Source organism: Desulfobacterales bacterium, assembly GCA_028704555.1.
GTDB lineage: Bacteria > Desulfobacterota > Desulfobacteria > Desulfobacterales > JAQWFD01 > JAQWFD01.
In genome coordinates this window covers 157,224-181,393 of sequence record JAQWFD010000001.1, presented here as the reverse complement: position 1 = coordinate 181,393, position 24,170 = coordinate 157,224, and the positions used below count along the sequence as shown (strand labels likewise).

Here is a 24,170-nt window from a genome sequence, read left to right as displayed (position 1 = left end):
TATCTACCCCACCGGCAGACTTTCTAAAGAAAAAACCGCCAAAAAAGGTAAACATAAAAAAGTAAAATTTCCGGATCGTCATGTGGTTTTCCATTCGTGTTAATGTTTTTTTATAAAAAATAAACGAATGTAATTCAAATGTCAATCGACAATTTGATCCGGGCAAAATGTGGGTCACTATTTCTTCGTCTATGTACATCGAAAATTTCGGCAGTATGGATGTGCTGTGCTCAGACAAGACCGGTACAGTGACCGAAGGCCGGGTGACGGTTCATTCTGTCCTGGATGCTTCCGGTCGGTGGACATCTTTGCGGAGTGGGTCAAACGCTTTTTTTACCGAAAGATGGGGGACTAATGTCAGCCAATAATCATTTCACAGTAAAGCGCTACCTGGGTCCGGCGTTCAGCCTGTGTCTGTTCGGTGCTGTCGCATGGCTTCTGCATCGTGAACTTTCGGCTTACCGCCTTGAGGATATTTTCCATAATCTTTCTCTGATCCCATCCTTTCGGCTCTGGGGTGCGGTTCTGCTGACCGTGGCAGGTTACTCCGCTATGACGGGCTATGACGCCCTGGCCCTTCACTACATTCAGCACCCGATCGGCTACTCGAAGAGTGCATTGGCGTCGTTTATCGGCTACGCGTTCAGCAACAACATCGGCTTTTCCATGATTGCCGGCGCTTCGGTTCGCTACCGTCTCTACTCGGTCTGGGGGCTTTCAGTGATCGAAATTTCCCGGGTGGTGCTTTTCTGCACTGTTTCCGTGTGGCTCGGGTTCTTTTTTCTGTTCGGCGTGATGTCGGTAATGGCACCGGAAGCGGTGCCGCCATCGATTCACCTGCCATTTGCCTCTATGTGGTGGCCGGGGTTTTTCTGCCTTGCGGTAGTCGCCGGGTATACAGCGGTCGCCGGCATCCGGAAAAAGCCCATTGCCATCCGGGGGGAGGCGATTCGGTGGCCGCGGATCGGGCTGGTTCCCTGGCAGGCCGGTATTGGCGCCGCGGACTGGTCGCTGGCCGCAGGGGTGCTCTATCTGCTAATACCCAAAGGGTCGTCCGACATCTCTTTTTCATTGTTTTTAGGCGCTTTTCTTCTGGCTCAGCTGGCCGGTCTGGTCAGCCAGGTTCCCGGCGGGCTGGGTGTATTCGAATCTGTCTTCACCGTCCTGCTGTCACCGGTCATTCCGGCACCCCAGATCCTGGGAGGCCTGTTGGCCTATCGGATGGTTTATTACTGGCTGCCCCTGGCTGTTGCCGCTGTTCTTCTCGGGGGGCATGAGCTTTTCAGAGGAAAGAAAAAGTTTAAGCATCTTGATGTCTTCTTCGGCCACTGGATTTCGCCGCTTATTCCCCAGATATTCGGGCTGGCCGCCTTTGTCGCCGGCACCATTTTGCTTCTGTCGGGAGTGACGCCTGCCATTGATTCACGAATCGCCCTGTTGAAACGGATGCTGCCGCTATCGCTGATCGAACTCTCCCATTTTTCGGCCAGTGTGGTCGGAATGGGTCTGCTGCTCCTGGGACGCGGGCTTCAGCGTCGTTTGGATGCGGCCTATGTGATGATGCTTGCGTTCCTGGCGGTCGGCGCAGCAGGTTCCATCGCAAAGGGGCTGGATTACGAGGAGGCGCTGGCGCTGCTGCTGATCGGTGCGACACTTGCCCCCTGCAGACGCTATTTTTATCGTAAAGCGTCTCTATTTGACGGCCGATTCAGCGCCTCATGGGTCGCCGCCGTGCTGGTGGTGCTCTGCGGGTCGATCTGGCTGGGGTATTACAGCTACCGGCACGTGGAATATGCCGACAGCCTGTGGTGGCAGTTCGCCTTTTCCGGTCATGCATCGCGGTTTCTCAGGGCAAGTCTGGGGGCGGTGCTTCTGGCCCTTTTTTTCGCAGCGGCCCGCTTGATGCGGCCTGCGCCGCCGAGCCCTGAACCGCCGACACCGGAGGAGATGGACCGGGTGTGGGGTATCGTTCAAGAGGCTGGCGATACCTATGCCCATCTGGCCACGCTGGGGGACAAGTATTTTATTTTTAACGATGACCGAACCGCGTTTGTCATGTACGGCATCAGCGGCAATACCTGGGTTGCCATGGGCGATCCGGTGGGGCTGGAAGGCGAACTCAAGGACCTGTCGTGGCGATTTCGCGAGATGGCCGACCGCCACGGAGACCGAGGCGTTTTCTACCATGTGAGCCACCATCGGCTGCCCATATATCTGGACATGGGATTGAGCCTGCTGAAGCTTGGTGAAGAAGCCAGAGTGCCGCTTTCCGGGTTCAGCCTTGAAGGGGCTCAACGCAAAGGCTTTCGTTACACCCTGCGAAAGCTGGAAAAGGAAGGGTGCCGTTTTGAGGTGTTGTCACAGGCTTCGGTGGCCGGGCGCATGGCGGATTTGAAAGAGATCTCCGATCAGTGGCTTTCCGGAAAGAACAGCCGGGAAAAGGGGTTTTCTCTGGGCTTCTTTTCGGAGACCTACCTCAAACGCTATCCGGTCGCCGTCGCCTTTCAGAATGATCGGATGATTGCCTTCGCAAATTTCTGGCAGGGAGCCGGCAGGGAAGAGCTTTCCATTGATCTTATGCGCTACCGCCCCGAAGCCCCCACCGGAATCATGGAGTATATCTTTCTTCAGCTCATGCTCTGGGCAAAAGGCGAGGGATACCGTTGGTTTAACCTGGGGATGGCGCCGCTCTCGGGTTTCGAGGAAAGAGGCCTTTCACCCATATGGACCCGGCTGGGCGACTTTGTCTTTCGACACGGGGAGCACTTTTACAACTTTCAGGGGCTTCGCCAGTACAAGGAAAAGTTTGATCCGGTCTGGAGCCCCAAATACCTTGCCTGCCCGGGCGGGATTCCGGTTCCCCGGATACTTGCCGACGTCAGCAGTTTGATTTCAGGAGGGTATAAAAGGATTTTGACTCGTTAGCGCCTCAGTCCGTCCGAAGCGCGCTGATTTATGGCCTGCAGAATTTTTTTCTACCACTTTTACCACCTATCGCATGGCCGGTAGCATCAATGATATGCCTGGATTTCATCACAAGCGAATATACGTGGAGCCCGCTTATTTCAACCGGAGACCAGTTAAGTACCCGTCCCGTGATCCGGTTGATGCGCATCATGCCGCCGATCCTCATGCCCCCCCTTTTCCCGGATCTGGCAAGATGGTAACCGGCGACAAGGCCTGAAGGCCCGCCGTCGACGATGGCTACCTCAACGTCAAGGTTGTTTATTTTCAGGAAAATAACAGCGTTGTTATCATTCTGGCAATAATTAGTTCAGCTATCGTGATTAGCCGAAAATAGACAGAATATTCTGAATCAGGGATAAAACATTTTCGACCTTAGAGCCTCTTTTTTGTCCCTTCGACCAAACCGGAAAATATCTGTCGCAAATCCTTGTCACTTAATTTGAGCATCACATCATCTTCGGCATTTTCTTCGAGACCTGCAGAATCGGCCTTTTTTGGACTTGTGAGCGGCTGTTGATCAGGAATCTGAAACAATGTTCCGTTTGCATCAGGGACCTTTTTCAGGCGGCTGTTGTTTTCCAGCCAGCGTTGACATTCATCGTGCGTTCCGAAAAAGGGGATAAAAATTTTTTGCCCCCGCTGCAGGGTGATCAGCCGATAGCCGCATCCCAGATCATATTTTCGGCAATTTTTGATGCGATTTTCGCCATAGCTGGTGTAGCGGCCGATTGAATCTATGGGGCTCCGGATGACTCCAGATGTAAGACTCTCAATGATACGGATTACTTTTTGCGCCAGGCTGTTACCCGCTTTTCCGTATTTTTTGAGACTTTCAATGCGATTTTCGACCTTCGGACTGATGTATACAAATTTCATGGCAGATGATCAATTCGTTTTAGGAAATTGTTGTTTCAGCGGCCATAGCGACCGCCAATATAAAATTTTCTTTCAAAATATCCGGATAGTAAAGATACCGCGTAAATCATCACAAAATAGACTGTGCCCACAGCCAGATACACCTCGAAGGCACGGAAAGTCCGCGTGTAAATCAGCTGGCTGACGCGAGTCAGCTCCGTGATTGCCAGCACGGAAACCAGGGAAGAATCCTTGATCAGTGAGGAAAAGGAATTGACCAGGGGGGGCAGTGCCACCCGGATTGATTGAGGCACGATGACATGTGCCATTGTCTGAAACCAGGAAAGCCCGAGTGCGGCGGCGGCATCCTGCTGGCCTTTTTCAACCGAGTACAAGGCTCCCCGGACGATTTCCGAGATATATGCTCCGCCGTTTAATGCCAGGCCAACTATTCCGGCGACATAGTTGTTCATCGTCACTCCGATGGAGGGCAAGCCGTAATAGATAAAAAACAGTTGGATCAACAGCGGCGTTCCTCTGAACACCTCGACATAAGGAGCTAACAAACGCCGCGCCTTTGCTGACTCGGCCCGTGCGATTCCCACCAAAGAGCCGATTAGAAAGGCCAGGAAAAAAGACGCCAGCGAAACGATGACGGTGGCGAGGAGGCCCTCGGCCAGCAGCGGCACGGCATTGAAAAGAATATCAATTCTGAATACGCTCATGGCTTTTCGTGTATCAATCAGTCGACTTTAAGTCAACGGTTGTGAATCCGCCGGTAGCGGCTTCTTTCATATGCATAACCTACCGGCACGGCATCAGTGCGCTTGATTATCATTGTCTCCAAAATTATCCATTTCCCCACTTTCACGTGAATTATTTGCTTTCCGGGGTTTATCATCACGCCTCTGTTTTGCCCGGGCTGCTTATATCAGAATACGACTCAGAAACTGGCGGGTTCTCTCATTTTTTGGATGATTGAAAAAATTATGGCCGGCGCCTTTTTCTATAATCCGTCCGTTATCCATGAAAACAATTTCATGGGCCACCTTCCTGGCAAATACCATTTCATGTGTGACCACAACCATGGTCATTTTTTGTCCGGCCAGGTCGATCATGACATCAAGCACTTCTTTGATCATTTCCGGATCCAGTGCCGAGGTCGGTTCGTCGAAAAGCATGATTTGAGGTTCCATGGCCAAGGCCCTTGCAATGGCCACCCGCTGTTTCTGGCCACCGGAAAGCGCTTCAGGATGTTTAAATGCCTGTTCCGGGATTCCCACCCGCTCGAGTATTTCCAAGGCTTTTTTTTCGGCCTCGGTTTTTGATTTTTTGCGAACCCGGACAGGTGCCAGCGTGATATTCTGCATGACCGTCATATGAGGATAGAGCTCAAAATGCTGGAATACCATACCGATGTTGGAACGGAGTTTATGAATATCTGTATCGGGGTGCTGTACGGAGATGCCGTCGACGATGATTTCTCCTTTCTGGAAACGTTCCAGGCCGTTGATGCACCTGAGCAGCGAACTCTTTCCCGATCCGCTGGGACCGCATATGACCACGGTTTGACCGCACTGTATGGTTCCACTGATATCATCGAGCACTTTATGACTTTTTTCATACCATAGGCTGATATTTTTAATTTCAATCAAATCCAGTTCCTTTGTCGATGATTTTCCAGTCGTTGGCTGCATAATGAACCGGTGGAGCAAAATGCGAGGTATATCAGACCGGCGAAGAGATAGAGTTCAACAGACCTTGCTTCCCTGGCATCTACGAGATTGACCCTGCGCAAAAATTCCCTCAGCCCGATCACGTATCCCAGGGATGTGTCCTGAAAAATAACCACGGCTTGTGTCACCAGCGCCGGGGTCATATTACGCAAAGCCTGGGGCAGAATCACATGCCGCGCGCATTGAAAAGAGGTCAGGCCGCTGGAATACGCTGCCATTGACTGTCCGTGTGGAATGGATTGTATCCCTGCGCGGATGATTTCAGCAAAATATGCGGCTTCAAACACAACAAAGGAAATGACTGCGGCATGGAATTCGTTCAATGATTTTCCGGTAATAACGGGTGTCAGGAAGTATAGCCAGAAAATTACCAGAATAAGAGGCAGGCCTCGGAAAAAATGGATATAGAAGGTGGCCGGATAATAGAGCCAGTGTTTGGATGAGAGACGCGCCAATGCCAGGATGATGCCAAGCAGCAGGCCGCCTGCCATGGTAATCAGCGATAGCTGGAAAGTTAAAACAAGGCCTCCGGCCATGAATTTAAAATTGTTTGTTATAACCGTAAGGTCCATGTTTCATTGGCTCCTGACGATCATACCGGGAATTCGAAGTTTTTTTTCGACAAACGACATAACAAGCACAATGAAACCCGAGATGCACAAATACATCATGCTTGCCGCAGTAGTCGTTTCGAGGCCATGCCATGTAAATGAATCGATGTAATAAGCCGTATGGGTGATTTCCATCACGCTGATGGTCATGGTCAGAGACGAGTTTTTAAAACAGCTCAAAAACTCCGTAGTAAAAGGTGGTATGATAATTCGGAAGGCATACGGTACAATAACGTAACGATAGGTTTGAAAGGTGGTCAGACCGGTCGAATAGGCGGCGCGGTATTGGCCGAGAGGGATGGCCAATAAACCGGAACGAAACTGCTCGGCCAGCCGTGAAGCCGTGTAGGTTCCCAGTGCGGTAACGCCGGCCCAGTATGAATAATCGGGCACGTGATCATATAACCACTCCTGTGCCGGTTTGGGCAGCAGCAACGGTACCGCAAAATACCAGAAAAAAAGCTGTACCAGAAAGGGGATATTCCTGAAGAGCTGGACATAAGCGCTTCCCGCCAATCGGATTGATCGCGGCGGTAAGACCCTGAAAACAGCGATCATGATTCCCAGAATAACGGCGATTATCCAGGCCAGCAATGATAAGTGGATGGTGGTGAAGATCCCCTTGACGAACATGCCGCCATAAGGATGACGCCACAAAACACTCCAATCAAATGTATAATTCAGAAATCCCATAATTGATCCGGTATCGGGGACATTACCGAAGGCTGCAGGCCGTTTGTCGCTTCATGACTGATAAGTTCAAGAGGCCTTCGAAAACCTGGTTTGAAGGCCCCTTGAGTGAAGAGTGAATGTGTATACTTCAGTCCGGGTAACTCAATGCTTTCAGTAAAGTTTTATATTCTGCGCTCATCGGTAAAGGCACTTCGCCGTTCGGGCCAAACCATTTGTCGTATATTGCCGCAAACCTTCCGTTTTTAATTATTCCTACGAGCGTGGCGTTGACAAAGTCGCGCCATTCTCCCTGATTTTCCGGGAGAATTATTCCATAGGGCTCATATGTCAGGTAACTGCCGACGATTTCCCAATCCTGCGGCATCCGGGCTTTGGCCTGCATGCCGGCCAGCTGGCTGGCATCCGTGAAATAAGCATGAATTTTACCCTGCTGCAGCGCCAGAAATCCCTTGTTATGTTCTTCAAAAAGTACTTTTTTGCAAGCCGGTTTGATCAGACCGGATTCTATAGCTCTGTCGATGCCTTTTATGTTGGCTGTAGAGCCGCTTCCCATGCCGACCCTTTTACCGGCCAGGTCCGGGAACTCTCTTATGGAGCTGCCTTTTGGAACCAATAGCCTGGTGCCGGTGAGAAAATACGGCAGACTGAAGTCGACGGTCTCTTCTCTGGCCAGAGTAATAGTGGTTGACCCGATGCCGATATCGACTGTGCCGTTCGCCACCATGGGGATACGGGTCTTAGGATTGATCGGTTTTTTTACGAGTTCAATTTTTTTTCCGAATTTTATACTCAATTCATTGACGATTTCATACCCGAGGTCCATGCCGAATCCGGTCCATTCACCTTTTTCAGTCATAAAACCGAAGGGGACGGAACCTTCGCGAAACCCCATGGTAACCTTGCTGGTTTCTTCTATTTTATCAAGAATGTTTTCCCCATATGACGGTACAGCCATGGCCAACGAAACAAAGATACAGACCGCACCCAATGCCGATGAAAATCTTCCTTTGCCAATCCTGTTTGTTCTTCGGTCCATTTGCGTTACCTCTCCTTTAAATGAAAAATTTCCTGTCGCCTGATTTTTAAAATCCGAATTCACCCGCCAAACGGGCATGACAGCTCGTTTGCATGGTACACATGCTTCTTACCGCAAAACGGACAGGGCTGATCAAGTATCACTTTTGCATCCAGTGTTTTGTTTCCCGTCTTATCGGTTACGACGCCCCTGTTTTCCAAGACGGAGAAGTCAGCGCTTTCGAACACCTTGTTCTGTGTCGGGCAAACAAAAATAAATTTCATATTTTCCCGCTTCTGTTTTCATAGTTAGTGCCTGTCCGGAAACTGGATACTTTTTTGAAGTTCAGGGAAGGCGAAGATTTTAACCGCATGAATACATTTAGTATTTCGATGATTAAAATCTGAGCCTGACGCAGAACTCGGAAAAAATAGACATTTCCGGATGGACAATAGTTAAAATTCTGGCCAGAGGCCTGCTTTCATTATAAGTACACGAAGTGCATTGCCTCTCTGAATACGCTCATGGCTTTTCGTGTATCAATCAGTCGACTTTAAGCCAACGGTCGTGAATGTAACCGTAGGTCCCGTCTGCCCTGATTTTTTCAAGCGCCGTGTTGATCCGGGCCGTCAGATCATCGGCCCCCTTTGGCAGTACCATGACCACTTCTGCTTCGGACAGGGGCTGCCCGACAACTTTGTAAGACGGGTCGGCTTTGATCTGGTTGACTGCATATGCATATCCTACCAGCACGGCATCAATGCGCCTGAATTTGAGGTCTGTAAAGGCCTCGGGATTATAATTGTAGCGTTTGATTTCCTTGAACAGATCTTTCATCTGATCGGCAAGCTGTTCACTGGCTGAGCCAAGCTGAACGCCGATATTTTTTCCCTTCAGATCCGCCTTGCTATTGATAGCCGTTTCATTTTTGCTTACGACGATGACATCGGGCAGCCGGTAATATGTATCGCTGAAATTGACATTTTTCCCGCGGGTTTCGGATTTGGACATGCAGGTGATGAGAATATCATAATCGCCTTTTTTCAAACCGCCCAGGAGCCCCTGCCACTCGGCATCCATGAATTTGGCCTTGACGCCTATTTTCTCTGCAAGCGCTTTGCCTGTATCGATATCAAAACCTTCCAGTACGCCGGTTTTTTCATTCCTGGATTCAAACGGCGGGTACTGCGCGCATAATCCGATAACCAATTCTCCTTTTTTCTGAACCTTGTGAAAGGAATTATCCGCAATGGCATTAAAGGTGACACTCATCATCATTAAAAATATTGTTCCCGAAATAATCCATTTTCCCGGTCTCATGATTTTTCTCCTCCTTGAACAGGCATCAGTTGGTTTTTTCTGTTATGGCGAAAAGTTCCGGCTGGAGATTGACCTGCCGAAGCATCTGCACCAGCTCTTCCATGAACACGCCTTTTCCCGGTACATGCCGAAGTGATGTTATCTGCTTGTGCACATGCTGCACCGAGCGCAGCTCACCGCCGCTGTATCCCTCGCACGTCAGAGTGACGCCGCAGTTCGGGCTGCCATCCATTCCTAATATTCCGACCAATTCGTAGCCTGCCTGCGCAAGGGACTGAAGCTGAATCAGCGGATATTTTAAAATATTTCTGCAATGGGCGCGGAAAGTCGCATGGTCGTACTGCTCTTTTGTCATTCCCCACCGGTTCATGCCAAGGTATGACAATTCCGGGCACGGCAATTGAAAAAGCCCGCATCCAGTCTCGATATAAGGAGAAACAGCGTTCGAAAAAACGCCTCCCACAGTGGCCAGCGGGTATACTTTTGAATTGGCGTTCAAAATGCAGTGGCAGGTGATTAAAATCTTTTTGTTTCGTTTCATCCGTGTGTTATCCGTTTGCTTGGGTATGCGGATGCAATATCAAAGCATCTCCAGGTAGGCTTCGATGCGCACGCGAAGCTGCTCGGTATCGCTTTCGGCATAATCGGTTTCCAGGTGCAGCGTGGGCATGCCAAAGGTCTTCTGCACGAACTCTCCGATGCCGAAAGCTTCTACATTATAGGTATGGCAGGCCTGCCAGGTCAGATCGATAACACCGTCCACGGAAAACTCCTGAATCAAGTCTTTCAGTAAATCAAAGCGCTTGTCATTGGGGCTCATCACCGAACATGGCGTGGCAAGATACTGTTCGGCAAGGGCCTCCATGGGATCTTTTTTTTCATCCACAACAAACGCCTTCTTGTAACCGGAACAGTTTTCAAAGGCCACGACATCGGCGCCGCTCTGTTCAACGATTTTCACCACCTTGTCGCTGCCCAGTCCCACCGGCACGCCGGTCAGCAAAATGCGTCTGCCGGTCCCGCTCCCTGCGGTTTTTGACCGGAACGCCCCGCTATGGGCTTGGGCAATCACCTCTTCCATGAGCTTAATCCCCTTTTCCTTATCTGCCAGAAATTCCACTTTGAACAGGATCTCCAGTAGTTGAGAGCCGCTGAGCAGAACGGGCCGGGCCTTGTTTACATCCATGAGCGCTTTGATGCTGTTGCGGGTCCGGTTCATGAGGCGGATGGCGGCGCGCAGGCCATCTTCAGTTATCGCCACGCCGCTGTGGGCTTCGATGATTTTTCTGAAACGTTGCAGTTCTGCGTGCCAGAAGGGAAGTGCCGTGAACATATCCTGGTTCTGGGGCAACTGCAGCACATAGGTGGGTTTGTAACGCGAAAGCAACTCGAACATCTTTTTCTTCCCGTCGCAGGTCGTATCGCCGATGATGATGTCCGAAAGCTTGAAAAACGGGCAGGTTCCGGTCGTGGCAAAACCAAAGCTGCTCTTGATCAGGGGACAGAGGTTTCGCGGCAGAATCTCTTCGGCTGCGGCAATGGGATCGTTGCGGGTGCCGCAAAGCGGCACGGGGATGGCGTTGGCTGCTATCGCCATTTCCGATGGGGTATACATGCAGTAAAATCCGATCACCGATCGGCCGTCGGCCTTGGCCTGTTCGATATCGATCAGGTTTTCGTCCGAGATAAACTGCAGCTTGTTTAAAATCGATTTAGCCATATGGATTCCTTCTTTCATCACTGCCTTCACTGGATTTCCCCCGCCAGCAACGCGGCGCCAAAGGCTCCGACCAGTTGCGGATCTTCCGGAACAAGAATGTCTCTGCCCAGCTTTTCCGCCAGCAGGGCGCGCATGCACGGATTTTTGGCCACCCCGCCGGTAAAGACAATATCGCCTTCGGATGATACCCGGTTGATCATGCCGGCGGCACGGCGAATGACGCTGGTGTGCAACCCCCGGGCGATTTCCTGCCGGTTTTGTCCTCCGGCAATCAGGGAAGTGACCTCGGATTCGGCAAACACCGTACACATGCTTGAAATATTGAGATCTTTTTTTGCCATCAGCGCTTGCAGGCCAAAGCTTTCGATGTCATACCCCAACGTTCTGGCCATGATCTCCAGAAATTTTCCGGTACCGGCGGCACAGCGGTCGTTCATTTCGAATTTTTTCACCCTGCCGTTTTCAAACATCGAGATGGCCTTGGAGTCCTGCCCGCCGATATCCAGCACGGTCCGGGCATCCGGGAAAAAAGCCCGTGCGCCCCTGGCATGGGTTTTGATTTCCGTAACCGTGGGCGCATCAAAGGAAATTTCAAACAGGTTCCGGCCGTAGCCGGTGGCCATGATTCGATCATAGCTTACCCCGTTGATCAGCTTCCCTGCCTCCATCTGAGGATTAAAACCGGTGTCCGCCTGACGGCTTTCGACTATTTGGCCCGCTTCATTCACTATCACCAGCTCAATGGTTCGCGAGCCGATGTCGATTCCTGCAAAACGCATACTCACCTGTCACTCCTTAAATCTACCGAAGTTGTTCGATAAATGCTTCCACCCTTGTTTTCAGCTGTCCCACATCTTCCATGCTGTAATCGGTCTCGATGCGCAGGCAGGGGATATTTTTTTCCTCCAGGGCTTTTTCCACCGGTATGGATTCCATGAGATATGGCTGGCAAAACTGTAAACCGTAATGGATCACCCCGTCGGCCTTGCAGGCGGTAACCATTTCCTGAATATGATCCAGACGGTCCGGATTGGGCGTGAAGATGGCGCAATCCACCTGAAAATATCGATCCACGATGGCATCCATCATTTCTTTGATTGTTTCACCGGATTCATCCGTGAGGTTTCGGGTGCCGCGTTCTCCCACACAGGATTCTTCGCCAACGATCACCGCCCCGGAAGTTTCCACAATGAAGGGCAGCTTCCAGTTCGGGACCGCCTGGGGACAGCCGGATACGAGAATACGGGGGGCCTTTTCCGGGAAAACGCCCTTTTTGTCCGCGATCCGTTTTTCCAGTTCATCGCAGATTTTATTGACGGATGTCGTAAATCGGGCCGGATTGTCGTAAAAGAAGACCTGGTTGGCCAAAAGGGCATCCAGTCCGGATATGGGTGCCGGGTCAGCCTTGCGCAGGGATGAGAGCCGGTGAATGGCAGTGCGTTTGGCGTTTACGGTTCGGATCGCCTGCTTCAATGATTCTGCCGTGATGGTGACACCGGTCAGATGCTCGGCCGCTGCCTTGAAACGGTCGTATTCAGTTTTAAGAAGCGCTCTGGCCTGCTCGGATTTTACCTGGGGAAGATCCATTACATAAAGATTTTTAACCAGATGGCTCAGGGATTCATAGGCTTTTTTCTTTCCGTCACAGGTGTTCTCACCAACGACCATGTCTGCGCTTTCCAGATAAGGGCAGACCTTGCCAAGCTTGAATCCGAAGGATGATTTGATCAGGGCGCAGGTGTTTCGCGGCAGGAGCTTTTCAACCTCCTCTGTGGCAAAATCAGCCCCGGAGCACAGTCCCACCAGGGTGGCGTTGGCAGCCAGAACGATTTCCTCGGGAACAAAGACACAGTAGGAGCCGATGATCTTGCGGCCTGCTTTTTTTTCATCCAGCAGTTCCATGATCCTCAAACCGTGGATCTCGCTCATGACAAAGTCAAAATAGTCCATTGCCTCCGGCCGGTTTTTTTGTGACAGATAAATGTCCTGATAGGCTTTTCCCAAAACGTCCAGCAGGGCGGTATGACCTTCAAGATCAAGTCCCAGATCCGTCCACATGGCGCGGCAGTTTTCAGTCATTGTTTTCTCCTTTCGATGGATTGAGCATGAAGGGTTGCGTTTGGCCTGCACCCTCAAACTTCTTATGGTTTAACAGCGGTTCCCCAGTGACGCATGGGGGTTGATCATATCTTCGGCCGCAATGTCGCGGGGTCCGTCCCGCCCATTACCGGTTTCTTTTCCCCGGATCGCGCAATGTCGTACGCCAGCAACGGGGGCTCCGAGGTTAAGAGTTCATTCAGAAATAACTTCCCATTTTAAGCGCCGATGCATCCTGCCTGGCTGCGTTACGAAAGCTCGGAATCTGCTTGATATTCCTGCACTTTCGTGCCTTGCCAGACAGGCGCCTCAACACTTAAAATTGCGAACTTATTTCTGAGCGAGCCCGAAGCATGAAACGACATGCCGGGCAGACTGTAAAGAATCGTCATGGCTTTTCGGCAGACAACCGTAACTGTCGCGTTCTGAAGCAGCTAACTTAACCAAGAGAGTTCGACTATGTCGATGCTGATGCCAACTGAAATTATTTGCCTGATGCGGAAAAGAAGATGGAGGATTGAATACGATTCAGGCATATTTCTTTGTCTACCGGTTAGCTGAATAAAAGCCCCTCAAGTGAAGCCAGAATCGTAAATCATCTAAAACCTCTTGGAAGAATTGATACAAAGATTGAAACAGGAAGATTTTTTAAATCATAGAAATATCAAATGTGTCAAATAGATAATAATGATTATGTCCCGGGAAAATATCGGGAAACTCAATAGAATTATACTTTATGATTTCACGGCTGACATTTTGTGGGAAGACTTCCGGCAGGGGGAGCCACTGGCAGGGGCACGATGCATCGTGCCCCTGCCAATAACTCAGATGTGGTTAAATGGGGGTGTCGGATTTTACGTCTTGCTCCGTGATTATCTTTTTTGATATGTACAATTTATTTTTAATCATATGTTGGAGTTTAAGCCGTTGAATGAAGCTGCGTTAATCGAAAAACTGATGAAAATCGAAGCCCTGTTTGCAGGGGCTGCCACGGAAGGCGAGCGAATTTCGGCTGATCGGGCCCGGCGTCGGATACTGATGCGATTGAAGGAACTGCTGCCAAAAGATCCCCCGATTGAATACCGGTTCACCTTTCCGGATATGTGGTCACGCAAGGTATTTGTGGCCCTGCTCAGACGATACGGCCTGATTCCCTACCGGTTCAAGAGGCAGCGCTACACCACAGTTATGGCCCGGGTGCCGAAAAGCTTTGTGGACGATACCCTCTGGCCCGAGTATGAAAACATCAGCTCCGAACTGCAAACCTACCTGGAAGAGGTCACCAACCGGGTGGTGAGCCAGGTCCTGCATGAGGACAGTTCGGATGCCATGGTGGTGGACGAGCCCCTGCAGATTTCTCAGAATTCCGATGTTTTCTCGGAAGCGCCCATCCCGTCCGAAGAAAAAATCCCGGATCCGCCGCCGGCGCCTGAGTCCCCCAAAACGATTTTCCCAGAGCAGAAAAAGAAAAAACGTAAGAAAAAGAAGAGGGGAAAGCGTTGATATCTGATGATTCAGGTTTTTGGACTTGAATCAAAGATACTTTAACAGCGGCCCTCCATCAAATAATGGTGACGGAAGTGACGGGTATGATGACAGTGGTACAATGCTGGGATGATGGCGTTACTGCAGATGTGCGTCTGATAGAAATCCTTCGCCGACACGGGGCCAGGGCGACGTTCAACCTGTGTGCCGGGTTGCACGAGGCAGAACGTAAACCGGCGGGCTGGGCTTACAAGGAAACGGAAGTCTGGCGGCTCGGCTGGAATGAGATGAGGAATGTGTATGACGGTTTTACGATTGCCAATCATAGCCTTACTCACCCGAGACTTGAACAGATTTCAGTTGATGCGGCCTGTCGTGAAATTGCTGAAGGGCGCGACCGCCTCCAGCAGTTTTTCGAACAGTCGGTGCCCGGTTTTGTCTATCCATTCGGTTCGTACAACGAGACGGTCATGTCAGCTGTACGCAAAGCGGGGCACATGTATGCCCGAACCACGCAGAGTGTGGGGAAGCCCTTCCCACCGGAAAATCCCATGGCATTCCACCCAAGCTGTCACTTTCTCGCGGCGAATTTCTGGTCGCGGTACGAAAAGGCAAAAGAATGCGGGGTATTCTACTTCTGGGGCCATGCCTACGAGCTGATATCCGAACCCATGTGGGCAGCCTTTGAGGAAATGATTGCAGGGATCAACGCAGATCCGGAAACTCGCTGGGGAAATGTGGCGGATTTGTTTGACGAGGCAAGCGACGCGCTGAATGTTCCGGACAAGCCGGATACGGACGACACTTGACAGCGAACCTGATCCGCTTCTCCCCCGGGGCCACACTAATATATTGTGGAATCAATTAGCCTAAAAAAGACCCTCTGAATGTGGTTTGGAGAGCACGGTTGAATGCAAAAAAGTGATCTCTAAGAAAATATTATACCCCCCGGCTTCCAGGCAGAAATGTTCCAACCTCCCGGAAGGCATTTTGCTGACTCTCTGAGTCCATCATTGTTTTTTCCGTCACAAAACAGCTTGACTTTACTACCCTTTATCGTACAGATATGTCATTTATATCATCTTACGTGTCGCGTGTAATAAGCTCCAATTTGTTCAGAGCCTGTGAGGGGTCTGAAAGGGGAAAATGTTTGAGTGCCCAGTCATGACTGCTGGCTATGCAGAAGATCGAGGAATTGCTCTGTCTCGTGGGTGATTGGGGCAGCGATTTCCTCGGTTGATTTTTCAGCAAAGACTTACGATAGCGATTATCGAATGAATAAGAAAAATGGAACGTTCCAGAGAAGAGGCTATGTCAACAAAAATGACTAAAGAACTTATTGACCGCATCTTTAAAGAGCCGGGCATTAAATACGAACTCACCGAATTTGAGACGATGGGAAAACCCATTTACGAAATCCTTTCGATTTACCCGAAAGCCCTTGAAACAGGCCGCGATGCAGGCAAGACCAAGTATTATCTGAAGAGCTTTGTCCCCTTTGCTTCAGGCAACGAGGAAGTCCAGGTTCATGCGGAGGGCGGCAAATCGGCTCCCGAGGAGATTGTCAGGCAACTTTGGGTTTACAAGCTGATCCATCAATGGTTTACAAGCTGATCCATCAATACGGTTACCAGCCGGACGAGATTGACCTGGAAAAGAGCGTACAGTTCGGTACCGAGGTGGGCACCAAGGCCGCCGGCATCATCGTTTACACCGATGCCACCAAAGAGACGCCCAAGATCATCAGGGGCCAAGATATTAATGATTTTTTTATTGAAAACGCAGATCCGATAAGGATTCCAAAAAAAAATTATGACACACCAATGATGCAAAGATCGCATTTTCTAAGCGGAGATGTTCTTCTTTCAATTGTTGGTACGATTGGCAGTTTGTCTTTAGTTTCAGATACGATAGGAGAAGCTACCGGGAGTTGTAAAATTGCGATTTTACGCTCAAAAAGGAATTATTCTCCATTCTGCCTGGCGGCATTTCTCATGAGTAAGTTTGGACAGTTACAAATAAAACGCAATACCCGTGGAGCTGTCCAAATGGGCCTTATTTTAAAAGATTTATCGCGTATAAGGGTTCCAAAATTTTCTGAAGCAGATCAAACTCAAATCGAAACAATCGTTAAAAAATCAATATGGGTAAACAGACAGAGCAAAACGATTTATGCTCAAGCCCAACACCTCCTCGAATCCGAGCTTGTTTTAGACAAGCTGCGTTTTCAGAAGCCGGTAGGCTACACTGCGCGGTTCAGTGAGATGGAGCAGTCGAGACGGATGGATGCTCAGCATTATCAGCCTCAATTTTCACAACTTCTTAGTCACTTGGCCTATTTTAAATCAAAACGAATTCGTGACATCCGTACTTACAACCGTCGTGGCCTGCAACCAGTCTACTTCGAGCATGGGCCAATTGACGTGGTCAACAGCCAACACTTAGGACCTCAACACATCATTTATGACGGGCTACAGAAGGCCAGTGAGACAGCATTTGCTGCATCTTCCGAAGGGCACATTCAAATGAATGACCTGCTTGTCTACACAACAGGGGCTTATATCGGACGAACAAATGTCTACTTGCGCAATGCCCCTGCATTGGCGAGTAATCATGTGAACATCCTTCGCTTAAACTCGGATATTGACGCCGCTTACATGACACTTGTTTTTCAGTCCATTGTCGGACAGTTTCAGACCCAGAAATATTTGCGGGGAAGTGCACAGGCTGAATTGTATCCAACGGATATCGACTGGTTTGTTGTTCCTCTAATTGATTCATCAAAGCAAATAGCGATTGGTGATTTGGTGCGTGATAGTTTGGAAAAACAACAGGAGTCCAAGTGCTTGCTCGAACAAGCTAAAACCCGAGTAGAACAACTCATCGAGGAGGCGGTGCGGTCATGAGCAAAGATGTGGCGCACAGTTATGGAACCAGCCCCGGCGAAGGACAGTTTCTTGTCTATGAGGCCGAGAATGGCCAGGTCAAAATCGACGTTCGCCTTGAAGATGAGACGGTCTGGCTGAATCAAAAATTAATGTCGGATTTATTTCAGGTAACTGTGCCCACCATCAATGAACATATCAAAAACATATTTGATGAAAGGGAACTGATCCCGGATGCAACTATTCGGAAATTCCGAATAGTTCAAAAAGAGGGCCAGCGACATGTCGCTCGCATGGTGGATTATTACAACCTGGACATGATTATTTCGGTCGGCTACCGCGTCAAAAGCCATGTGGCTACCCGGTTTCGCATCTGGGCCACCCAGCGTCTGCGTGAATATATCGTCAAGGGCTTTATGCTGGACGATGAGCGGCTGAAAAACCCGGATCAGCCGTTTGACTACTTTGACGAGCTGCTCCGCCGCATTCAGGATATCCGAACCTCGGAACGGCGCTTTTACCAGAAAATTACCGATATCTACGCCACCAGCATCGACTACGACCCTACGCTTGAGATCAGCATTGATTTTTTTAAGACCGTTCAGAACAAAATGCACTGGGCTATTACCGGCAGGACCGCAGCGGAAATTATCCATGAACGGGCCGACGGAGACAAAGCCAATATGGGGCTGACCAGTTGGCGCGGGGCCAAGGTTCGCAAGCAGGATGTGACCATTGCCAAGAACTATCTTGCCGAAAAGGAGCTATCGGCCCTGAACAATCTGGTGGAGCAGTACCTGGTTTTTGCTGAAGGGCAGGCCATGCGTCGTCTTCCCATGCACATGGCCGACTGGATCAAAAAACTGGATGCCTTTTTGTCGCTCAATGAACGGGAGATTCTTACTCATGCCGGCAGAATTTCACATGAAATGGCCAGGGAGGCGGCTGAAGCCCAATACGAAAAATTCAACCGGAAGCGGATTCGGCAAAAAGATCTCATGAACAGTGATTTTGATAAAACAATCAAGCGGTTGAATGATGGCAATCAAGGAAAGAATAAATGAACCTATCCGATGAGGACAAACAACTTCTCGATGAACTTTGCGGGCAAAGCAACGTGAGCCGGGACAAGGTGCTCAAACTGCTTCAAACGGTCTATGAGTATGAATTCAAGGACCGGCGCAACGGCGTCTATGACGCCTTGCGGGAAATCCTGAAAAGCAGGCCCTCGCCTGAACAGGGGTGATATTCATGAATAGTGAAATAAGCGAATATTTGCAAAAGTTGAAACATTGGCTTGAAAAACAGGGGCAAATCCCAAAAGAGCTGTCGGGCATATCTGGTGAAGAACGGAAACAGTTGCTGGCGGTCAACAAAGCAGTCGAACAGCTTCGTCGAAGCGGTGTTTCTGTACCGGAGGACTTGCTTAGCCTAAAACTGACACTTTCTGCAAAGGACGCTTCGGAGGCAGAAAGTCGAGAAACTAAAATTCAGCTTGAAAAGGTGGAAAGACTGATCCAAGAACTCGGGGAAATTCTAAAGGTTGCCCGTTTAATAAGGGGCAGGTTGAAGGCAACCGGTCAGACAGGGGGGCCCAAAAGACACTACGGTATTACGCTGTATGATCTATTTCGGGCCGGACTGCTTTCCAACGATGACAAGTTCAAACTTCAGTGGCTCAAAGACGGTCCCACACATGAAGGCAGAGTCAAACCCGATGGCACGGTCATAGTGAGAGGTGCGGGCGAATGGAAGCAGTATACTTCGCTGTCAACCGCGGCCTCGAAAATCTCTGGACTTTCTTTGAATGGATGGAAACACTGGCGTCGTATTAACCCCGACGGAACCTCCACAACTCTGGAAGAAATTCGAAAACGCTATATGATTGAAGGAACGAGCTGATGAAATTCCGCAAGCTGACCATCGAAAACTATAAGTCCTTCCAGTTTGCGACCGGGATCATGTTTCCCGCAGGCGATGACGGTCGGAGCATTTTCCTGATCGGCGGTATGAACGGCGCAGGAAAAACTTCGATCATGGAGGCGATCAACTTTTGTCTGTATGGGGCCAAGATGGACGAGATTTTCCGCAACATCAACCGTCGCGAGAAGGCCAGGGGAAACGCCAACGTCTCTTTTGAACTGGTCATGGAGATGGATGATTTATCGGAACTGGTGGTGAAGCGCTCCTGGAGTGCGGGGGCCGTCGATGACCCGAAACCCCGGGACCTGAACGAACGGCTGGTCGTGGTGCGTGACGGCAAGCGGGTATCGGTGCAGAACCAGGAGATCTGGCAGGATTTCATCCGGTCGATGATTCCGCCGGGCATCACCCAGTTTTTCTTTTTTGATGGGGAAAAGATCCAGACCATCGCCGCTGACGACCATTCCGAGGTGCGGCTGAAATCTTCCCTGGAAGCCGCTCTCGGCATTCAATACATTAACCGCCTGGCGGCCGATATCATCTATATTAAAAATGAAGAGCGCAAAGGTTTTGTAGAAATTTCCGACGAAGATCTGGATTTTAAACAAAGCGAGCTGAGAAAAGAGCGCAGTAAGCTGAATCGCAAACATCAGGACCGGGACCGCGTTCGGCAGGAACTGGATGATTTTAAAGGGCAGCTTGAAGTTGCCAGGCAGAGATTTGCCGCGGCTTTTCATGCCGAACCTGAAACACGGGAAGCCATACGCGAAACCGAGAAAAAACGCATTCAGGCGGCCAACCGTCTGGCGCAGGTGGAGAGTGAAATTCGCTTGCTTTGCGAAAAAACGTTGCCGTTTGCCATCATGGGTCGGATGTTTGATCCGATCCGACGGCAAATCGAGGCAGAGCGGGAATCGGCCGGCGGTGAGGCGATCAAGGAGAATGCGTCCACTCTGGCCAAGCGCATCGTGCGGGTGGTCGAAGAGCCGGAACCGATTTATCGGGAAAGGCTTTCCCCTGAAAAAATGGGTGAGCTGGAGCGTCGTATTTTCCGGTTGCTCAAAGAGGGGGGCCCCAAGGGCGATGTGGGCAGAATTTTGGATCTATCCGATCGGGATGCGGCGCGGGTTTTAAACAAGATGGAGACCCTGGAGACCAGCGATGTGTTCCTTCTCAAACCGTTGCTTGAGGAAAAGCGGGAATTGATATCCCAGATCCGACAGCTCGAGAGCATGAGCCAGGCCGGCATGCTGACGGAAACTGAACGGGAACTCTTCGAGCAGCTCCAGAGCGAAATGGAAGGATGCTCCACACAGATCGGACGGAAGACAGAACAGTTGCGCCTGCTGGAAGAGGAGATCCTCACCCTCGAAAAGCGGATGACCGATCTCCAGATGGAAATCGAGAAGCTGTACGAGAAACACCATGTCTCGAGGGAAAAAGCGGAATTCATCCAGGAATGCGATGCCATCGCCGGGGTCTTAACTCAATTTATGGTTCGCCTGCGCAAAAACAAGGTTCATCTGCTGCAGGAAAAGACCTTTGAAATGTATCGTCAGCTTTCCAGCCGCAGCGGTTTGATCAAAGATATCGTTATCGACGATAATACCTATGAGATTCGCATCACCGATCGCAACGGCCATGAAATAAAAAAATCCGGGCTGGCCGCCGGTGAAAAGGAAGTGTTTGCGGTTTCGTTGCTCTGGGGGTTGGGCCAGACAAGCCAATTGAAGCTGCCCATCGTCATCGATACACCACTGTCCCGACTGGACAGCACCCACCGGGACAACATCGTAAACAACTATTTCCCCAATGCCGGGGAGCAGGTGATCATCCTGTCCACCGATACCGAGATTGATAAGGATTATTACCGCACACTCAAAACGCGGCTCAGCGGTGCGGGGAGCCTTGAGTTTGATCAGCTCCGGGAACTGACGACCTTTCGGGAAGGATATTTTTGGGAGACATAAGCCATGGCCGACCGACTTTATACATCAAATGATGCAGACGAGGTGCTCAGCGCCCTGCGTTTTGAAACCAAACTGGAAAAAGCGACATTGGCCCGCATGGCCTTTGCACTGTCTCTCTCGAAGGAAGGCCCGGTTGTTGCTCCGAGTACGAGCTTTACCGGGGCGGAGATGAAACGTCCTACCTTTGTCGGAGAGGATGAAGTGTTTATGCGGGCGTTGATCTGCCATGTCTATCAACGGCGAGATATGAGCGAAGACCAGTTTTTTTCAAATCGATCCATCGTGAAAAATCACATTGATAGCGGAGCGGTGCTGCTGGGCCAAATATTTCAGGAGTGCGGACGTGATGCAGACAGCCTTCAGATGCGTCTGGTAGACGAAGTCGAATTTGGTGGCCGCCGTGAAACGGCCGGACAAGGTCTGGATATCTTTATCGGCCGAACCCTTCTGCAACGCAATGAACTTATCATGGAAATCAACAATACCGCCAAACACGCCAACTCGCACCTGGCCATCATGGGTAAACCGGGCACGGGGAAAACGCAGTTCATTTTAAAAATTCTGGCAGATATTCGCCTGCAGTCGAATTATCAGACGAATTTTGTGTATTTTGATTACAAGGGCGATGTGGTTGACAATGAGCGTTTCCTGGATGTGGCCAAGGTCCAACCGTTTCGGTTGCTTCAGGGAGGGCAAAGCCTGCCCATTAACCCCTTTGTGTTGCCGGCCTACGATGAGCAAACCGTCAATGTGTCGGCCCGTGAAAAGGCCGAGAGCTTTGCATCCATCAACAGCAAACTGGGGGTAGTGCAGAAAGGCGCGCTGACCGAGGCGATTCGGGCCGCTTATGCGCAGCGGGCCGACACTGCGGCACCCTATCCGGATTTTCATGATGTGTATCAAATGGTTACATCGATGTACGAGGAAGATAATAAAAAGGACGACAGCCTCATCGAGGTGCTGCGGGATTTGGCGGATTTCGACCTTTTCTGGCGTCACGGAAGCGATATCCCTCCCATCGACCGGCTTTCCAGACGGACCATACTGATTGATGTGCATGCCATGCCGGTATTAAAGGAACTGGTCGCCTATCTGGTCATAGAGCGGCTCTATAAGGAAATGGCGCTTTTGCCTGACAGCCCCGTAAAAGAAGGTCGTCGTACCATACGCACCATCCTTGTCATTGACGAGGCACATAATTATCTGAGCCAGAAAAATATGTTTTTGCAGCGGATCATCCGGGAAGGCCGTTCCAAGGGTATTGTGGTGTTCTTTGCCAGCCAGTCCCCTAACGATTACCAACAGAAGTTTTTCAATTTTCAGGAGCTGCTTGAATTTGCATTTATTTTTCAATGTGAAGGCGTGTCGGCCGGATCGGTCCAGGACATCCTGGGGTGCAGCACCAAAACGGCAAGAGATCTGCAGACCGAAATTGCACGATTGGAACCCTGGCAGGTGATAGCCCGCAGTTCGGAAAAAACTGATGAGTTTGTAAAATTCACGGCGGAGGCGTTTTACAAGAGCTATTAACTGCCAAATAGTTGCGGAGAGTTGACGGATGGATAATCTTGGTGATCTGAAGTTGCGTATTGAGCGAGTGATCTCCGAGGCGAAGGACATCATAAAGCTATTTGAAACGAGAATCGCTGAATCACGAAAAGCCGTTTCCTTCGGCCAGGTTAAAGAGATAGAAGCTTCAATAGAACGTTTGAGAAGAAAAGGCCTGCCTGTTCCCGAAGAATTAAAACAACTGAAGCTAAAATTATTCTCAACCTATGAAAGTCACAAAGATTTTTTGTCATTGTATAATAAATTCCTGTCCGGCATCCATGACTTGACACTGGAAACACCTCAAAAATTCGCCAAAGCAGATAGAGACTCCAAAACAGGCCGGTCGTTTCATCGAAAAACTCCGGATTATGAAAAACCTTTGGGGAGCAAGGGCAATAGAAATTTAGAGGATTATTTGATACCTGTTATAAAATTGATGTGGAATGGGCATGATCATACGGATGCATTTCACCAGATAGCTGAAACGCTCGATGTCAGATACAATACCGTAAGTGCTCAGTGTACAAGAGCCCTTGGGTTGAAGACGCATGAATTTATAAACCAGGTAAAATCCAAAACGATAGTCGACCTGCTCGAAATTAAATATCCGGACCAATACGATATAATAAAAATGGAACTGGCTGGAAACCGGTCGGTCGGAAATCAGGAATCGAGTTCTTGCGCCCATTTTCAAGAATCTTAAATTGATCGAAGCCTGGGGTACCGGAATCCGGAAAATGCGGGCAGAAATTCAAAAATACCCGGAGATCGAACTCATACTGCAGGAACCCGGACATGCATTTCAGGCTCAGTTTATTAAAAAGAAAGCCCGAAAAGCCACTGAGGAGACTCAAACCACACCTCAAGTCAGACCCCAAGTTGCGCTTCAAGTTACACCCCAAGTTTTTCAATTGCTCTCTGCACTGAAGGGCGTCGAGGATCGAGATACACTGCAACGGGCACTGGGGTTAAAGGCCAGAAAAAATTTCCGTCTTTTGTACCTGGCTCCCGCATCTTTATTATAAGCCAATCCGCAGAATTTTTTGAATGGTGTGAATCCGATGATGTCGGGATAATTCAGCCAACGGACAAAGGGTGTCTGTATATCCGGCGATCAAAACCATGATGCCCGGGTCAAGTGGGCGCGTGACACGGCTGATCGATTGGACCCTTTGGCAGACAGTCCGGTTTATATTGTTGATGAACTCACTGAGACGGATGTAGAATGAATCCATAACGGTACCGAATTTGAAATTTATTTAAAAAATGTTAATCCGCTCGAAAAAATGTCCGCCGCAGGTGGCCGTTGATAAGGGCTCACTCAAAAATAACTTCCCATTTT

At 49.9% G+C, this 24,170-nt stretch carries 25 protein-coding genes; 12 read left to right on the top strand and 13 right to left on the bottom strand.

Features of this window, described 5'->3' with window-relative positions; genetic code table 11:
- Positions 1 to 354 precede the first annotated feature (354 nt).
- A complete protein-coding gene (mprF, locus tag PHQ97_00915) occupies positions 355 to 2,925 on the top strand; it encodes a bifunctional lysylphosphatidylglycerol flippase/synthetase MprF (protein MDD4391294.1) in 2,571 nt (856 codons plus the stop codon).
- A 28-nt stretch (positions 2,926 to 2,953) separates the two neighbouring features.
- On the opposite strand, the gene PHQ97_00910 is transcribed toward mprF, so the two are convergent.
- The 13 genes from PHQ97_00910 to PHQ97_00850 all read right to left on the bottom strand — a co-directional run bounded on the left by PHQ97_00910 (position 2,954) and on the right by PHQ97_00850 (position 12,996).
- Positions 2,954 to 3,133, bottom strand: coding sequence for a hypothetical protein (locus PHQ97_00910; GenBank protein MDD4391293.1), 180 nt, complete (start codon positions 3,131 to 3,133; stop codon positions 2,954 to 2,956).
- A 206-nt stretch (positions 3,134 to 3,339) separates the two neighbouring features.
- On the bottom strand, positions 3,340 to 3,843 hold the full coding sequence (locus PHQ97_00905) for a hypothetical protein (GenBank protein ID MDD4391292.1): 504 nt from the start codon (positions 3,841 to 3,843) through the stop codon (positions 3,340 to 3,342).
- A gap of 35 nt (positions 3,844 to 3,878) precedes the next feature.
- Complete coding sequence (locus PHQ97_00900) at positions 3,879 to 4,547, bottom strand: amino acid ABC transporter permease (protein ID MDD4391291.1); 669 nt, start codon at positions 4,545 to 4,547, stop codon at positions 3,879 to 3,881.
- Positions 4,548 to 4,748: 201 nt separating this feature from the next.
- Positions 4,749 to 5,477, bottom strand: a complete 729-nt coding sequence (locus PHQ97_00895) for an amino acid ABC transporter ATP-binding protein (GenBank protein MDD4391290.1) — start codon at positions 5,475 to 5,477, stop codon at positions 4,749 to 4,751.
- Positions 5,474 to 6,130: an amino acid ABC transporter permease gene (locus tag PHQ97_00890; protein MDD4391289.1), complete on the bottom strand. Its 657-nt coding sequence runs from the start codon at positions 6,128 to 6,130 to the stop codon at positions 5,474 to 5,476. The genes PHQ97_00895 and PHQ97_00890 overlap by 4 nt, the downstream gene beginning before the upstream one ends.
- 3 nt (positions 6,131 to 6,133) lie before the next feature.
- Positions 6,134 to 6,862, bottom strand: coding sequence for an amino acid ABC transporter permease (locus PHQ97_00885; GenBank protein ID MDD4391288.1), 729 nt, complete (start codon positions 6,860 to 6,862; stop codon positions 6,134 to 6,136).
- A gap of 127 nt (positions 6,863 to 6,989) precedes the next feature.
- Positions 6,990 to 7,898, bottom strand: coding sequence for a transporter substrate-binding domain-containing protein (locus tag PHQ97_00880; protein ID MDD4391287.1), 909 nt, complete (start codon positions 7,896 to 7,898; stop codon positions 6,990 to 6,992).
- Positions 7,899 to 7,957: 59 nt separating this feature from the next.
- Positions 7,958 to 8,161, bottom strand: coding sequence for a hypothetical protein (locus PHQ97_00875; GenBank protein ID MDD4391286.1), 204 nt, complete (start codon positions 8,159 to 8,161; stop codon positions 7,958 to 7,960).
- 259 nt (positions 8,162 to 8,420) lie between these two features.
- On the bottom strand, positions 8,421 to 9,197 hold the full coding sequence (locus PHQ97_00870) for an ABC transporter substrate-binding protein (protein MDD4391285.1): 777 nt from the start codon (positions 9,195 to 9,197) through the stop codon (positions 8,421 to 8,423).
- A gap of 25 nt (positions 9,198 to 9,222) precedes the next feature.
- Entirely contained in the window at positions 9,223 to 9,738 is a 516-nt protein-coding gene (locus PHQ97_00865; GenBank protein MDD4391284.1) for a hypothetical protein, read from the bottom strand.
- 39 nt (positions 9,739 to 9,777) lie between these two features.
- A complete protein-coding gene (locus PHQ97_00860; GenBank protein MDD4391283.1) occupies positions 9,778 to 10,917 on the bottom strand; it encodes a double-cubane-cluster-containing anaerobic reductase in 1,140 nt (379 codons plus the stop codon).
- Between the two features lie 26 nt (positions 10,918 to 10,943).
- Positions 10,944 to 11,696: an acyl-CoA dehydratase activase gene (locus tag PHQ97_00855; protein ID MDD4391282.1), complete on the bottom strand. Its 753-nt coding sequence runs from the start codon at positions 11,694 to 11,696 to the stop codon at positions 10,944 to 10,946.
- Positions 11,697 to 11,718: 22 nt separating this feature from the next.
- On the bottom strand, positions 11,719 to 12,996 hold the full coding sequence (locus PHQ97_00850; GenBank protein MDD4391281.1) for a double-cubane-cluster-containing anaerobic reductase: 1,278 nt from the start codon (positions 12,994 to 12,996) through the stop codon (positions 11,719 to 11,721).
- A 945-nt stretch (positions 12,997 to 13,941) separates the two neighbouring features.
- Between PHQ97_00850 and PHQ97_00845 the strand changes: the two genes are divergently transcribed.
- The 11 genes from PHQ97_00845 (at position 13,942) to PHQ97_00795 (ending at position 23,853) form a co-directional block, all read left to right on the top strand.
- Positions 13,942 to 14,517 (top strand): hypothetical protein, encoded by a 576-nt coding sequence (locus PHQ97_00845; protein MDD4391280.1) that lies wholly within the window; start codon positions 13,942 to 13,944, stop codon positions 14,515 to 14,517.
- Between the two features lie 86 nt (positions 14,518 to 14,603).
- A complete protein-coding gene (locus tag PHQ97_00840) occupies positions 14,604 to 15,308 on the top strand; it encodes a polysaccharide deacetylase family protein (protein ID MDD4391279.1) in 705 nt (234 codons plus the stop codon).
- A gap of 478 nt (positions 15,309 to 15,786) precedes the next feature.
- Positions 15,787 to 16,113, top strand: a complete 327-nt coding sequence (locus tag PHQ97_00835; GenBank protein MDD4391278.1) for a hypothetical protein — start codon at positions 15,787 to 15,789, stop codon at positions 16,111 to 16,113.
- Positions 16,074 to 17,405, top strand: coding sequence for a hypothetical protein (locus PHQ97_00830; protein ID MDD4391277.1), 1,332 nt, complete (start codon positions 16,074 to 16,076; stop codon positions 17,403 to 17,405). The genes PHQ97_00835 and PHQ97_00830 overlap by 40 nt, the downstream gene beginning before the upstream one ends.
- A complete protein-coding gene (locus tag PHQ97_00825; GenBank protein MDD4391276.1) occupies positions 17,402 to 18,448 on the top strand; it encodes a virulence RhuM family protein in 1,047 nt (348 codons plus the stop codon). The genes PHQ97_00830 and PHQ97_00825 overlap by 4 nt, the downstream gene beginning before the upstream one ends.
- Positions 18,445 to 18,630 carry a hypothetical protein gene (locus tag PHQ97_00820; protein ID MDD4391275.1) on the top strand — a complete coding sequence of 62 codons (186 nt, stop codon included), beginning with the start codon at positions 18,445 to 18,447 and terminating at the stop codon, positions 18,628 to 18,630. The genes PHQ97_00825 and PHQ97_00820 overlap by 4 nt, the downstream gene beginning before the upstream one ends.
- 5 nt (positions 18,631 to 18,635) lie before the next feature.
- The gene (locus PHQ97_00815; GenBank protein ID MDD4391274.1) at positions 18,636 to 19,286 is read left to right on the top strand and encodes a hypothetical protein; all 651 of its coding nucleotides are present in this window, start codon (positions 18,636 to 18,638) and stop codon (positions 19,284 to 19,286) included.
- Complete coding sequence (dndD, locus tag PHQ97_00810) at positions 19,286 to 21,277, top strand: DNA sulfur modification protein DndD (GenBank protein MDD4391273.1); 1,992 nt, start codon at positions 19,286 to 19,288, stop codon at positions 21,275 to 21,277. Before PHQ97_00815 ends, dndD begins: the two co-directional genes overlap by 1 nt.
- Before the next feature lie 3 nt (positions 21,278 to 21,280).
- Positions 21,281 to 22,807 carry a DndE family protein gene (locus tag PHQ97_00805; GenBank protein ID MDD4391272.1) on the top strand — a complete coding sequence of 509 codons (1,527 nt, stop codon included), beginning with the start codon at positions 21,281 to 21,283 and terminating at the stop codon, positions 22,805 to 22,807.
- 28 nt (positions 22,808 to 22,835) lie between these two features.
- Positions 22,836 to 23,531 carry a hypothetical protein gene (locus tag PHQ97_00800; protein ID MDD4391271.1) on the top strand — a complete coding sequence of 232 codons (696 nt, stop codon included), beginning with the start codon at positions 22,836 to 22,838 and terminating at the stop codon, positions 23,529 to 23,531.
- Position 23,532: 1 nt separating this feature from the next.
- Positions 23,533 to 23,853 carry a hypothetical protein gene (locus tag PHQ97_00795; protein ID MDD4391270.1) on the top strand — a complete coding sequence of 107 codons (321 nt, stop codon included), beginning with the start codon at positions 23,533 to 23,535 and terminating at the stop codon, positions 23,851 to 23,853.
- The last annotated feature ends 317 nt before the right edge of the window (positions 23,854 to 24,170 follow it).

What these genes read in the sequence shown, in the direction of transcription:
- mprF (MDD4391294.1), top strand. Translation starts at nt 355, where the DNA reads ATGTCAGCCAATAATCATTTCACAGTAAAGCGCTACCTGGGTCCGGCG.
- PHQ97_00910 (MDD4391293.1), bottom strand. Translation starts at nt 3,133, where the DNA reads ATGAGGATCGGCGGCATGATGCGCATCAACCGGATCACGGGACGGGTA.
- PHQ97_00905 (MDD4391292.1), bottom strand. Translation starts at nt 3,843, where the DNA reads ATGAAATTTGTATACATCAGTCCGAAGGTCGAAAATCGCATTGAAAGT.
- PHQ97_00900 (MDD4391291.1), bottom strand. Translation starts at nt 4,547, where the DNA reads ATGAGCGTATTCAGAATTGATATTCTTTTCAATGCCGTGCCGCTGCTG.
- PHQ97_00890 (MDD4391289.1), bottom strand. Translation starts at nt 6,130, where the DNA reads ATGGACCTTACGGTTATAACAAACAATTTTAAATTCATGGCCGGAGGC.
- PHQ97_00885 (MDD4391288.1), bottom strand. Translation starts at nt 6,862, where the DNA reads ATGGGATTTCTGAATTATACATTTGATTGGAGTGTTTTGTGGCGTCAT.
- PHQ97_00880 (MDD4391287.1), bottom strand. Translation starts at nt 7,898, where the DNA reads ATGGACCGAAGAACAAACAGGATTGGCAAAGGAAGATTTTCATCGGCA.
- PHQ97_00875 (MDD4391286.1), bottom strand. Translation starts at nt 8,161, where the DNA reads ATGAAATTTATTTTTGTTTGCCCGACACAGAACAAGGTGTTCGAAAGC.
- PHQ97_00870 (MDD4391285.1), bottom strand. Translation starts at nt 9,197, where the DNA reads ATGAGACCGGGAAAATGGATTATTTCGGGAACAATATTTTTAATGATG.
- PHQ97_00865 (MDD4391284.1), bottom strand. Translation starts at nt 9,738, where the DNA reads ATGAAACGAAACAAAAAGATTTTAATCACCTGCCACTGCATTTTGAAC.
- PHQ97_00860 (MDD4391283.1), bottom strand. Translation starts at nt 10,917, where the DNA reads ATGGCTAAATCGATTTTAAACAAGCTGCAGTTTATCTCGGACGAAAAC.
- PHQ97_00855 (MDD4391282.1), bottom strand. Translation starts at nt 11,696, where the DNA reads ATGCGTTTTGCAGGAATCGACATCGGCTCGCGAACCATTGAGCTGGTG.
- PHQ97_00850 (MDD4391281.1), bottom strand. Translation starts at nt 12,996, where the DNA reads ATGACTGAAAACTGCCGCGCCATGTGGACGGATCTGGGACTTGATCTT.
- PHQ97_00840 (MDD4391279.1), top strand. Translation starts at nt 14,604, where the DNA reads ATGATGACAGTGGTACAATGCTGGGATGATGGCGTTACTGCAGATGTG.
- PHQ97_00835 (MDD4391278.1), top strand. Translation starts at nt 15,787, where the DNA reads ATGGAACGTTCCAGAGAAGAGGCTATGTCAACAAAAATGACTAAAGAA.
- PHQ97_00825 (MDD4391276.1), top strand. Translation starts at nt 17,402, where the DNA reads ATGAGCAAAGATGTGGCGCACAGTTATGGAACCAGCCCCGGCGAAGGA.
- PHQ97_00820 (MDD4391275.1), top strand. Translation starts at nt 18,445, where the DNA reads ATGAACCTATCCGATGAGGACAAACAACTTCTCGATGAACTTTGCGGG.
- PHQ97_00815 (MDD4391274.1), top strand. Translation starts at nt 18,636, where the DNA reads ATGAATAGTGAAATAAGCGAATATTTGCAAAAGTTGAAACATTGGCTT.
- dndD (MDD4391273.1), top strand. Translation starts at nt 19,286, where the DNA reads ATGAAATTCCGCAAGCTGACCATCGAAAACTATAAGTCCTTCCAGTTT.
- PHQ97_00805 (MDD4391272.1), top strand. Translation starts at nt 21,281, where the DNA reads ATGGCCGACCGACTTTATACATCAAATGATGCAGACGAGGTGCTCAGC.
- PHQ97_00800 (MDD4391271.1), top strand. Translation starts at nt 22,836, where the DNA reads ATGGATAATCTTGGTGATCTGAAGTTGCGTATTGAGCGAGTGATCTCC.